The sequence below is a fragment of the Phenylobacterium aquaticum genome (assembly GCF_947378715.1).
Taxonomy (GTDB): domain Bacteria; phylum Pseudomonadota; class Alphaproteobacteria; order Caulobacterales; family Caulobacteraceae; genus Phenylobacterium; species Phenylobacterium aquaticum_A.
In genome coordinates this window covers 1-11,698 of sequence record NZ_CANCLE010000129.1, presented here as the reverse complement: position 1 = coordinate 11,698, position 11,698 = coordinate 1, and the positions used below count along the sequence as shown (strand labels likewise).

The following is an 11,698-nucleotide window of genomic DNA, read 5'->3' as shown; positions in this document are numbered from 1 at the left end:
TCGAACAGGCCGGCCGGATCGAAACGGCGCGAGGCCAGGGTGGCGACGGCCGACCCCGCCACCAGGCTGCCCATGGAGATGAACTGGCCAGTGGCGTGCATCAGGGGCGCGACCGGAATGGTGATGACCGGGTCGGGCGCCCCGGCGGCGGCGGCCTTGGCGCGAACCCCGGCCTCGGCGACGGTCTCCAGCGGCGGCAGGCCCAGCAACAGGTTCGCCCCGCCGCCCAGGGCCTTGAACAGGTCCTCTTGGCGCCACATCACGCCCTTGGGCATGCCGGTGGTGCCGCCGGTGTACATCAACAGCAGGTCGTCGCTCGAGCGGCCCCAGGCGGCTTCGAATCGCTCGGCGCCGGGCGCGACGATCGCCTCATAGTCCACGGCCCAGTCGGGAACCGGCTGGCCGGCTTCGGCCACGCAGATCCAGGTCTTCACCTTGGGCAGGCGGCCCCTGACCTTGCCGGCCATCTCGGCGAAGGCGGCGTTGAACACCACGGCCTCGGCGTCCGCGTTGTCGAACAGATAGATCAGCTCGTCATCGCCATAGCGGTAGTTGGTGTTGAAGGGGACGAGTCCGGCCTTGAAGGCGGCGAAGTAGCTCTCCAGGTACTCCGGGCCGTTATAGAGATAGGCGGCGACCTTGGACTGCCGGGTCAGGCCGGCGCCGACCATGTGGGCGGCCAGGGCATTGGCGCGGCGGTCGAAATCCCGCCAGTTGATGATGCGTTCGCCATGGATCAGGGCAGGGCGGTCGGGCGTCGCGGCGGCGACGGTTTCCCACAGGTTGGCGTAATTCCAAGCCTCCACGGGCATTCTCCATAAATCAAAAAAATATGGAGGGCATAAGCCGCAGGCCCCCGCGCCAAGTCAACGGCGCGCCCGGCCGCGACGGGCCGGATCAGTGGCGCATGTGGTCCATGGGCATGTCCATCGGCATGGCGCCGGGCGCCTGGGGACCGGAGCCCACCAGGAAGGCGATCTTGATCCGCGCGCCGCTGGCGAACACCAGGGTGGCGGGAACCTTGTCGCCGGCGTTCAGCGCCTTGGTCAGGCCGATCAGCATCAGGTGGTAGCCACCCGGCGCGAAAGTCACGGTCTGGCCGGGCGCGAGGGCCAGGCCTGCGTCCAGCCGCTTCATCGACATGATCCCGCCGGCCATGGAGGTCTGGTGCATCTGGGCCTGGGTCGCGGCGGGCGTCTCCACCGACATCAGGGTCTCAGGCGCCTTGCCGTGATTGGTCAGGGTCATGAAGCCGGCGCCATTGGTTCCGACGGCGGCCGGCCGGCTCCAGGGCTGAACGACCTCGACCGCGCTGGCCTTGGCGGCGGCGTGGGCGGCGGGTGCGAGCAGGACGGCGGTCGCGGCGAAGGCGGCGGGGAAGGCGGATCGCATGAGCGGGCTCCTGGGGCCGCGCCAAGGAACAGGACGGGCCGCGGGGCGTCTTAGGCGTGCGAAGTCGGGTTCCGCAAGGGCGGGCTTAGCGGGCATAGTGGGCCCATACCGCCAAGGAGTTCGCATGGAAGGCCACGTCTCGCCCGGAAGCTATAAGGACATCGTGCTGTTCCTGGCGACCGCCGGCGTGGTCGTGCCGCTGTTCCGTCGCTGGAAGATCAGCCCGATCCTGGGCTTCATCAGCGCCGGCGTGGTGCTGGGCCCCTTCGGCCTGGGCGCCCTCACCCATGTGGCCCCGTGGCTCGGCTATTTCACCATCGACAATCCGCAGGAGGTCGCCCAGCTCGCCGAGTTCGGGGTGGTGTTCCTGCTGTTCATGATCGGGTTGGAGCTGTCCTGGGAACGCCTGCGGCTGATGCGGCGCTTCGTGTTCGGCATGGGCGCCCTGCAGGTCAGCCTGTCCCTGGCGGTGATCGCCGCCGCCGCCATGCTGCTGGGCCTGCCGCCCACGGCCGCCGCCGCCATCGGCGCCGGCCTGGCCCTGTCCTCCACCGCCATGGTCATGCCGATCCTGACCGAGGCCAAGCGCCAGCACTCCCCGGCCGGTCGCGCCACCTTCTCGGTGCTGCTGTTCCAGGACCTGGCCGTCGCCCCGATCCTCATCACCCTGACCCTGCTGGGACGCGGCGGGGAACAGACCCTTTCGCCCAAGTTGCTGTTGGCCTTGGCCCCGGCCGTGGGCGGGATCATCGCCCTGGTGGCCTTTGGCCGCCTGCTGCTGCGCCCGATGCTGAAATCGGTGGCCCGCGCCAAGAGCGAAGAGCTGTTCATGGCCGCCTGCCTGCTGGTGGTGCTGGGCGCCGGCCTGATCAGCGCGGTGACCGGCCTGTCCATGGCGCTGGGCGCCTTCATCGCCGGACTGCTGCTGGCCGAGACCGAGTATCGTCACGAGGTCGAGGTGACCATCGAGCCGTTCAAGGGTCTGCTGCTGGGCCTGTTCTTCCTGTCGGTGGGCATCGGGCTCGACCTGTCGCTGCTGGCCGCCCAGCCCTGGCTGGTGCTGGGGGTCGCCCTGGGCGTGGTGATCTTGAATTTCAGCGTCGTCTTCGGTCTTGGCCGGCTGTTCGGCCTGACCTGGGGCGGGGCGCTCGAATCGGCGCTGCTGCTGGCGGCCGGCGGTGAATTCGCCTTCGTGATCCTGTCCCAGGCCATGGGCGACGGCGTCGTGGACCGGTCGCTGGGCCAGACCATCCTGGTCTCATCGACCCTGTCGATGATGTGCATTCCGGCGCTCGCGGCCCTGGGCTTGAAGCTCGGCGGCCGCAAGCTTGCCGCCGACACCATGGCCGCCGAACCCGCGCCGGCCGGTGATCCGCAAACGCCCCGTGTCCTGGTGGTCGGCTATGGCCGGGTGGGGCGGCTGGTCGGCGACATGCTGGGACGCCACGAGACCCCCTGGGTGGCGGCTGAGCGTGATCCGCGCCTGGTGGAAGCGGGGCGCAGGGCGGGGGAGCAGATCTTCTATGGCGACGCCGCCCGGCCGGAATTCCTCAAGCGCTGTGGCCTGGAGACCGCTTCGGCCCTGGTCGTGACCATGGATTCGCCGGAAGGCGTCGAGGCGATCGTCGCCACCGCCCGCCAGATGCGACCCGACCTGACCATCGTCGCCCGGGCCCGCGACGCCCGCCACGCAGCCCGGCTCTATGAGCTGGGCGCCACGGACGCGGTGCCGGAGACCGTCGAAGCCAGTCTGCAATTGTCGGAGGCGGTGCTGGTCGAGATCGGCGTGCCGATGGGGCTGATCATCGCCTCGATCCACGAGCGCCGGGATGAGATTCGCAAGGAGCTGAACCGGCCCGAGGCGCTGGGCGGCCGGGCGCGGCGCTATCGGCGGCCCCTCAAGACCTGAGGGTCGGACTTAACCAAGTTCCACGCAGGGGCGAACCCGATTGTGATGATCCTCAAACGCGCCTTCTATGTCGCAAGTGAGGCGGTCGCGCCCAAGGGCTTGGATTTCTTGGAACCGGGACCGGGGTTCGACGTTAGGCCTTCGGGTTGTTGCGAAGGCGTCTTTCCCAAGTGGAGGTTCCGGTCGGTGGCGAGCGCCAAGCGCGCGTCTCCAAGATTTGAATCTGCTTTATCCCTGGTCCCGGCGTTGCCTGGAGCAGGGTTTATTGTGTAGCGTTCTGGCGACTAATTCGTGGGGACCGGGAGAATGGCGGGTAGTGTTGCCTTGGCGACACTTTCGCACAGCTTCCTCCCTGATATATGGTGGAGAGGTGCTGGGTCATTAGGCCGCAGCACAGGGCAAGAGAGGGCTCTGAATATGAAATTCAAACTTCTGGCAGGGGCCGCCCTGGCTGCGGTGTTCACCGCGTCCGGCGCTGCTGCGCAAGAACCGGGCTGGTACGGCGCCGTTGACCTTGGCTATCACACGCCCGACGCGGGCGAGATGACCTCGTCGAACAACAGCGCCGCTGGCGCGCCCTACACCTGGGATCTGAAGCAAAAGGATGACTGGGCGGGTTTCGCCCGTCTCGGCTATCAGCTGAACGATCACTGGCGCGTTGAACTCGAAGGGGGCTATCGCTCCGGCGACGTGGATTCGTTCCGCGGCGGCGCCAATCAGGTTGTGACGGGTCTCTGCACCCCCGGCGTGCTGCGCACGGCGGCTGCTCCGAACTGCGGCGCGCCCACGGGCAGCATCGTGTCGTGGACCGTCATGGGCAATGTCATCTACGACATCATGCCTGACTCGGCGATCAACCCCTTCGTCGGCGCTGGCGTCGGCATCAATCACGTCAAGGCTGACGCCATCGTGGGTCAGTTCTCGAACGTGACGGGCGTGGTTTCGGCGACGAACCCCGGCATCCAGAACCTCACGGTCAACGACGACGACTCCAGCTTCGCCTGGCAGTTGCTCGGCGGTCTGGCCTGGAAGGCCACGGATCGTCTGAACGTCGACCTGACCTACCGCTATCTGAGCGGCGCCGACATGAGCCTGGCTTCGCGTGGCACCTCCACGCTGCAACCGGGTGACTTCACCGGCCGTTACAGCGACCAATCGGTGACCGTGGGCCTGCGTTACTCCTTCGCCGCCGCCCCGCCGCCGCCGCCGCCGCCGCCGCCGCCTCCCCCGCCCCCGCCGCCTCCCCCGCCGCCGCCTCCCCCGCCGCCTCCGCCGGCGTATGAGGCCAAGCAATTCATCGTCTACTTCCCGTTCGATCAGTTCGTGCTGACGCCGGAAGCCCAGACGGTGGTTTCGGAAGCCGCGAACTACGCCAACGCCGGCCACGCCACCCGCGTGATCGTCGTCGGTCACACCGACACCTCCGGCTCGCCGGCCTACAACGTCCGCCTGTCGGAACGTCGGGCCAAGGCCGTGGCTGACGCCCTGGTGGGCCTGAGCGTTCCTCAGACCGCCCTGCAAGTCGACTGGAAGGGCGAAACCATGCTCGCCGTTCCGACCGCCGACGGCGTCAAGGAACCTCTGAACCGCCGCTCGACGATCGACATCAACTTCTGATCTCGATCCTCGGCAGGTTCGCCGAACTAAGCTGGAGCCCGGTCGCAAGACCGGGCTCTTTGCGTTTGGGGATCAGGTCGCCCCAGACCCGATCGGCGAGCCTCAGATCGGCAGCCGGGTGGAGGACTTCACCTCCTCCAGCACGGCGTAGGTGCGGGTCTCGCGGACGCCCGGAATGCGCACCAGCACCTCTTCCAGGAACTTGCGGTACTCGACCAGGTCGGCGACGCGGGCCTTGATCAGATAGTCGAAGCCGCCGGCCACCATGTGGCACTCCAGCACGTCGGGCGCCTTGCGCGCCGCCGCAGCGAAGCTCTCGAAGACATCCGGCGTCGTGCGATCCAGCACCACCTCCACAAAGATCAACACGTCGCGGCCGACCTTGGTGGGGTCGAGAATCGCCGAATAGCCGGTGATGAAGCCTTCCTCCCGCAGCCGCCGCACCCGGTCCGAGCAGGCCGAGGCCGAGAGGTTGCAGCGCTGGGCCAGGTCGGCATTGCTGATCCGTCCATCGTCCTGCAGCACCCGCAGCAGGCGGCGGTCCGTATCGTCCAGCCGTAGGGATTTTGACATAGGGCTCAAGTTCTCGTGAATTCACCGGCATTCAGCGGATAACTCCGTACGACATTCGCCGAATTTGGCAATATTCCGATGGAATGATCAGCCAAGCCCTCCTTGACGCCCTGACCGCCCTCGACGCCGAGAAGTTCGTCGATGAGCGCACTGCGACCACCGCCCTGCTGGCCGGCCAGCCCCTGGCGCCCGATGAGCGCGAGGAGGTCGGTCACGAGGCCGAGACCCTGGTGCGGCTGGCCCGTCGCGGGGCGCGGCGACAGGGGGTGGTGGAGAGCTTCCTGCAGGAGTTCTCGCTCTCGACCCGCGAGGGCCTGGCCCTGATGTGCCTGGCCGAGGCCCTGCTCCGTACGCCCGACGAAGGGACCCGCGACCGGCTGATCGCCGAGAAGATCGCCTCGGCCGACTGGTCGAGCCACCTGGGCCGGTCCGACAGCCTGCTGGTCAACGCCTCGACCTGGAGCCTGATGCTCACCGGCAAGCTGATCGATCCAGACGAGGAAGCCGCCGCCGACCTGCCGGGCTTCATCCGCCGTCTGGCCGGACGGCTGGGCGAGCCGGTGATCCGCCAGGCCGTGGCCGGCGCCGTCAAGATCATGGGCGAGCAGTTCGTGCTGGGTCGCACCATCGAGCTGGCGATCCGCCGCGCCGCGGCCGACGGCTATGTCTGTTCCTTCGACATGCTGGGGGAGGGGGCCCGCACCGCGCTCGACGCCGACCGCTACGAAGCCGCCTACGCCCAGGCCCTGCGCACCGTGGGCGCCCAGGCCCGGGACCAGGGGCCCGAGGCCGGCCACGGGGTGTCGGTGAAGCTCTCGGCCCTGTCGCCGCGCTATGAGGCCCGCCAGGAAGACAAGGTCTGGGGCGACCTCTATCCCCGCCTGTTGCGGCTGGCGGTGATCGCCGCCGAAGCCAATATCAACCTGACCCTCGACGCCGAGGAAGCCGATCGCCTGGCCCTGTCCCTCAAGCTGCTGGACCGCCTGGCCCGCGCCCCGGAACTGGGAACTTGGCGCGGCCTGGGTCTGGCGGTCCAGGCCTATCAGAAACGCAGCCCCCGCACCGTGGCCGTCGTGGCCGACATCGCCCGGGCCACCGGCCGCCGGCTGATGGTGCGGCTGGTCAAGGGCGCCTATTGGGATTCGGAGATCAAGCGGGCCCAGGTGAACGGGCTGCCCGGCTATCCGGTCTATACGACCAAGGCGGCGACCGACCTGTCCTATCTGGCCTGCGCCCGGGTGCTGCTGGCCGCCTCGCCGGCGCTCTATCCTCAGTTCGCCACCCACAACGCCCACACCCTGGCGGCGGTCCGGCACATGGCGCGCCAGGCTGGGGTGGAGCCGGAGTTCCAGCGCCTGCACGGCATGGGCGAGGCGCTCTATGCCGGCGCCGACCAACGCTATGGCGCCCTGAAACTGCGGGTCTACGCCCCCGTAGGCGGCCACGAGGAGCTCTTGCCCTATCTGGTCCGCCGCCTGCTGGAGAACGGCGCCAACACCTCCTTCGTCCATGCCTTGCTGGATGAGAAGACCCCGGTTTCGGCCGTGGTTGGCGATCCCATCGGTGCGGTGGAGGCGACCGGCGGCGCGCCGCATCCGCGCATCCCCCTGCCGATCGACCTCTATGGCTCGGCGCGTCGCAACTCAGTGGGCATCGATCTGTCGGTGGCTGCCGAGCGGGACCGACTCACCCTCTCCATCGCCGCCCTTGACGCCGGAACGCTCAGCGCCAGTCCCATCGTCGCCGGGGACGAGATCACCGAGGGCCTGGGCGAACCGCGCACCGCCCCCTCGGATCGCGCCCGGGTCATTGGCCGGGTCTGGCCATCCCAGACCGCCCAGATCGATACGGCCTTTTCCATCGCCCAGGCCGCCCAGCCGGCCTGGGACGGCCTTGGTGGTCACGCCCGGGCCCGCATCCTGCGCGCCATGGCCGACGAACTGGAGGCCCACCGCGAGGTGCTGGTGGCGATCTGCGCCCGCGAGGCCGGCAAGACCCTGGCCGATGGCGTCGCCGAGGTGCGGGAGGCGGCCGACTTCTGCCGCTACTACGCCCACCTCGCCGAGCGTCAGTTCGCCGGCCCGGAGACCCTCAAGGGTCCGGTAGGTGAGGTGAACCAGCTCAGCCTGCATGGCCGGGGCGTCTTCGTCTGCATCAGCCCCTGGAACTTCCCCCTGGCCATCTTCACCGGCCAGATCGCCGCCGCGCTGGCCGCCGGTAACGCCGTGCTGGCCAAGCCGGCTGAACAGACCCCGCTGATCGCCGCCGCCGCCGTCCGCCTGTTCCTTCGGGCTGGCCTGCCGGAGGAGGTGCTGCACCTGTTGCCGGGCGAGGGCGCCACGGTCGGCGCGGCCCTGACCACCCATCCCGCTTGCGCGGGCGTCGCCTTTACCGGCGGCACGGAGACCGCCTGGGCGATCAACCGCACCCTCGCGGCCCGACCGGGTCCGATCCTGCCGTTCATCGCCGAGACCGGCGGACTCAACGCCATGTTCGTCGACACTACGGCCTTGCGCGAACAGGTCATCGACGACGTGATCGCCTCGGCCTTCGGCTCAGCTGGCCAGCGCTGCTCGGCCCTGCGTATTCTGTTCGCGCCACGAGACACCGCCGACAGCCTGGTCGAGGGGATCAAGGGGGCCATGGACGCCCTGGTGCTGGGCGAGCCCGCCGATCCGCGCACCGATATCGGCCCGGTGATCGACGAGGACGCGCGCACCGTGCTCGCGGCGCATCTGGAGCGCCTGGGCGCCGAGGCCAAGGTGCTGCACGCCCTTCCGGCCCCCGGCGGCGGCAGCTTCTTCGGACCGGTCCTGGCCGAGATTCCCTCGGCCGACTTCCTGCCCCGGGAGGTGTTCGGCCCGATCCTGCATGTGGTTCGCTACGAATCGGGCAAGCTCGGTCCCGCCGCCGCCGCGCTCGCCGCCCAGGGCTATGGCCTGACGCTCGGCGTCCACAGCCGCATCGAGGCCTTCGCCGAGGAGGTCCGCCGCGCGGTCCCCGCCGGCAACGCCTACGTGAACCGCTCGATGATCGGCGCGGTGGTGGGCGTCCAGCCATTTGGCGGCGAGGGCCTGTCCGGCACCGGCCCCAAGGCTGGTGGCCCCCACGCCCTGCTGCGATTCGCCGTCGAGCGGGCGCTCAGCGTCAATATCGCCGCCCAGGGCGGGGACCCGGCCCTGTTGAACCTCTAGCCTGAGATCAGGATCCACAGGCCCAGGGCCGCGAACGAGGCCGCCGCCGCCCAGCGGATATATTTGAACGGCAGGCGCTGGGAGGCGGCCTCGCTGATGAACACGGCCGGCACATTGGCCAGCATCATGCCGACGGTGGTGCCGGCGGCGACCCAGAAGACCTGATGGAAGCGGGCGGCCAGGGCTATGGTCGCCACCTGGGTCTTGTCGCCCATCTCCACGAAGAAGAAGGCCACGACCGTGGTCACGAAGATCGAGGCGCCCGCCTTTTCCCGGGGCGCGTCCTTGTCCTCGAACTGGTCGGGAATCAGCGCCCAGCCGGCGAAAGCCAGGAAGGCGAGGCCCAGGATCCACTTCATCCAGGGCCCATTGAGGAAATCGCCGGCCACCACGCCGACAGCCGCGGCCAGGGCATGGTTGGCGATGGTGGCGACGAAGATGCCGGCGATGATCGGCGCGGGCTTGCGGAACCGGGCGGCCAGCAGCATGGCCAGCAGCTGGGTCTTGTCGCCGATCTCGGCGATGGCCACCAGGCCGGTGGAAACGAAGAAGGGATTGATCACGGCGCACACTCTGGGGCGGGGTCGGGCATAACCAATGGCTTTCCGCGCCGCCGACCCCGCTCAGGACCGACGCACGAAAGCCAAAGGTCTCGCCAGACAACTGTCGGACGCGCCATGCCCCGGATCCAGGAGATCCTCGGCAAGTTTGTTGACGCGCCCCCTGCTGATACGCGCAGGCGGCTACTCCCCAGTGACGCGTCGGGGGATAGGGCCCGCCCTGGAAACTGGCAAGTTCAAAATGCCCAGGCTGGGCGCCGAGTTGATTTGTCACACTGTCGTGAGTCTCGCCTCAGGCGCGTCGGAAAACCTTGATGGATCAACCCCCGTCAAGCGACGTTAACCTCTCGTTAAAGAAAAACTCCGGGGGACAACCCCTTCCCCCCGTTGACGAGTCATTAGCCCTTATGCCCCCATATAGTGGGTGTCGGACCTGCGCCGCCCACAAGATGTAGGGGGTGGGGCGGATCGGACGCCACTGTCCGTGAAGTTCCTGATTGAATTGGATTTTGGGCGATGAGCAGCAGCGAAGCGGTTATGCGGACGGTCTCGGAAGCGGCTCAGGCCTCGTCGGAGCGCGCTGATCGACCCCAGTTGCAGCTGGTTCGCAAGGTCGAGGTCGACCGGTCGCGGGACGCGCTGCTGACCGATTTCGGCAAGACCACCCTGGAAGACCGCTACCTGCTCCAGGGTGAAAGCTACCAGGACATGTTCGCCCGCGTCGCCACGGCCTATGCCGACGACGCCGACCACGCCCAGCGGGTCTATGACTATATCTCGCGCCTCTGGTTCATGCCGGCCACCCCGGTCCTGTCCAATGGCGGCGCCGATCGCGGCCTGCCGATCTCCTGCTTCCTGAACGCCGTCGGCGACAGCCTCGAGGGCATCCAGGGCGTCTGGAACGAGAACGTGGCGCTGGCCTCAAACGGCGGCGGCATCGGCACCTATTGGGGCGGGGTCCGCTCCATCGGCGAGAAGGTCAAGGGCGCCGGCCAGACCAGCGGCATCATCCCCTTCATCCGGGTGATGGATTCGCTCACGCTGGCCATCAGCCAGGGCTCGCTGCGCCGGGGTTCGGCGGCGGTCTATCTCGACATCCACCACCCGGAGATCGAGGAGTTCCTCGAGATCCGCAAACCCTCGGGCGACTTCAATCGCAAGTCGCTGAACCTGCACCACGGGATCTCGGTGACCGACGAATTCATGGAAGCCGTCCGCGACGGCGCCATGTTCGGCCTGCGCTCGCCCAAGAACAACGAAGTGCTGCGCGAGGTCGACGCCCGCACCCTGTGGCAGAAGATCCTCGAGATCCGCCTGCAGACCGGCGAGCCCTATCTGATCTTCTCCGACACCGTGAACCGCTCCATGCCGCAGCATCAGCGCGAGCTGGGGCTGAAGGTGCGCCAGTCGAACCTGTGCTCGGAGATCATGCTGCACACCGGCGTCGATCACCTGGGCCATGACCGCACCGCGGTCTGCTGCCTGTCCTCGGTCAATGCCGAGACCTTCATGGAATGGCGCGACCATCCGACCTTCATCGAGGACGTCATGCGCTTCCTCGACAATGTGCTGGAGGACTTCATCCAGCGCGCGCCGCCGGAAATGAAGAACGCCGTCTACGCCGCCAAGCGCGAGCGTTCGGTGGGCCTGGGGCTGATGGGCTTCCACACCTTCCTGCAGATGCAGAACGTGCCCTTCGAGAGCGCGCTCGCCAAGTCCTGGAACATGCGGCTGTTCAAGCACCTGCGCCGCCAGTGCGACGCGGCTTCGCGGACGCTCGCCGCCGAGCGCGGCGCCTGCCCGGACGCCGCCGAGCGCGGGGTCATGGAGCGCTTCAGCCACAAGATCGCCATCGCGCCCACCGCCTCGATCTCTATCATCTGCGGCGGCACCTCGGCCGGCATCGAGCCGATCCCGGCCAATATCTACACCCACAAGACCCTGTCGGGCTCCTTCGCGGTCAAGAACCCCTATCTGGAGCGCCTGCTCGACGAGAAGGGCCAGAACACCTCGGCCATCTGGGACTCGATCCTGGAGAACGAGGGCTCGGTCCAGCACCTCGACTGCCTGAGCCAGGACGAGAAGGACGTCTATAAGACCGCCTTCGAGCTGGACCAGCGCTGGGTCGTCGAACTCGCCGCCGACCGCACGCCGGACGTCTGCCAGTCCCAGTCGGTCAACATCTTCCTGCCCGGCGATGTCGATAAGTGGGACCTGCACATGCTGCACTGGCAGGCCTGGGAACGCGGCTGCAAGTCGCTCTACTACCTGCGCTCCAAGTCCGTGCAGCGCGCCGCCCATGCGGGTGGCGAGGGCATGGCCGTCGTGGTCGACATGAGCAATGGCGAGAAGACCGACTACGAGGAATGCCTCGCCTGCCAGTAGAAGCCGGCTGCGGCCGGCCCTCAAACCGGTCATGGTGAAGGCCTGACGGCGCTCCGGGGGGAGCGCCG

Annotated in this window: 8 protein-coding genes and 1 riboswitch; of the genes, 4 read left to right on the top strand and 4 right to left on the bottom strand. The window is 68.1% G+C overall.

Going from position 1 to position 11,698, the window contains the following annotated elements; all coding sequences use genetic code 11:
- The coding region (locus tag Q7P21_RS15365; protein ID WP_304177754.1) for an AMP-binding protein at positions 1 to 806 on the bottom strand (806 nt) is incomplete at its 3' end.
- Between the two features lie 91 nt (positions 807 to 897).
- Positions 898 to 1,392 (bottom strand): copper chaperone PCu(A)C, encoded by a 495-nt coding sequence (locus tag Q7P21_RS15360; RefSeq protein ID WP_304164352.1) that lies wholly within the window; start codon positions 1,390 to 1,392, stop codon positions 898 to 900.
- Positions 1,393 to 1,516: 124 nt separating this feature from the next.
- Here Q7P21_RS15360 and Q7P21_RS15355 point away from each other — a divergent pair, with 124 nt between their 5' ends.
- Positions 1,517 to 3,301, top strand: a complete 1,785-nt coding sequence (locus Q7P21_RS15355; protein WP_304164350.1) for a cation:proton antiporter — start codon at positions 1,517 to 1,519, stop codon at positions 3,299 to 3,301.
- A gap of 417 nt (positions 3,302 to 3,718) precedes the next feature.
- Entirely contained in the window at positions 3,719 to 4,918 is a 1,200-nt protein-coding gene (locus tag Q7P21_RS15350; RefSeq protein ID WP_304164347.1) for an OmpA family protein, read from the top strand.
- A gap of 102 nt (positions 4,919 to 5,020) precedes the next feature.
- Here the strand turns inward: Q7P21_RS15350 and Q7P21_RS15345 are convergent, their stop codons facing one another.
- A complete protein-coding gene (locus Q7P21_RS15345) occupies positions 5,021 to 5,491 on the bottom strand; it encodes an Lrp/AsnC ligand binding domain-containing protein (protein ID WP_304177752.1) in 471 nt (156 codons plus the stop codon).
- A gap of 83 nt (positions 5,492 to 5,574) precedes the next feature.
- On the opposite strand from Q7P21_RS15345, the gene putA reads away from it, so the two are divergent.
- A complete protein-coding gene (putA, locus tag Q7P21_RS15340) occupies positions 5,575 to 8,685 on the top strand; it encodes a bifunctional proline dehydrogenase/L-glutamate gamma-semialdehyde dehydrogenase PutA (RefSeq protein ID WP_304177750.1) in 3,111 nt (1,036 codons plus the stop codon).
- Here the strand turns inward: putA and Q7P21_RS15335 are convergent.
- Positions 8,682 to 9,245, bottom strand: coding sequence for a TMEM165/GDT1 family protein (locus tag Q7P21_RS15335; RefSeq protein WP_304164431.1), 564 nt, complete (start codon positions 9,243 to 9,245; stop codon positions 8,682 to 8,684). The genes putA and Q7P21_RS15335 overlap by 4 nt on opposite strands.
- 18 nt (positions 9,246 to 9,263) lie before the next feature.
- A riboswitch (yybP-ykoY riboswitch) is annotated at positions 9,264 to 9,449 on the bottom strand.
- 312 nt (positions 9,450 to 9,761) lie between these two features.
- On the opposite strand from Q7P21_RS15335, the gene Q7P21_RS15330 reads away from it, so the two are divergent.
- Complete coding sequence (locus Q7P21_RS15330) at positions 9,762 to 11,630, top strand: ribonucleoside-diphosphate reductase subunit alpha (RefSeq protein ID WP_304164338.1); 1,869 nt, start codon at positions 9,762 to 9,764, stop codon at positions 11,628 to 11,630.
- The last annotated feature ends 68 nt before the right edge of the window (positions 11,631 to 11,698 follow it).

Coding starts and splice junctions, on each gene's coding strand:
- Q7P21_RS15350 (WP_304164347.1), top strand. CDS start 3,719: ATGAAATTCAAACTTCTGGCAGGGGCCGCCCTGGCTGCGGTGTTCACC.
- Q7P21_RS15355 (WP_304164350.1), top strand. CDS start 1,517: ATGGAAGGCCACGTCTCGCCCGGAAGCTATAAGGACATCGTGCTGTTC.
- putA (WP_304177750.1), top strand. CDS start 5,575: ATGATCAGCCAAGCCCTCCTTGACGCCCTGACCGCCCTCGACGCCGAG.
- Q7P21_RS15360 (WP_304164352.1), bottom strand. CDS start 1,392: ATGCGATCCGCCTTCCCCGCCGCCTTCGCCGCGACCGCCGTCCTGCTC.
- Q7P21_RS15330 (WP_304164338.1), top strand. CDS start 9,762: ATGAGCAGCAGCGAAGCGGTTATGCGGACGGTCTCGGAAGCGGCTCAG.
- Q7P21_RS15345 (WP_304177752.1), bottom strand. CDS start 5,491: ATGTCAAAATCCCTACGGCTGGACGATACGGACCGCCGCCTGCTGCGG.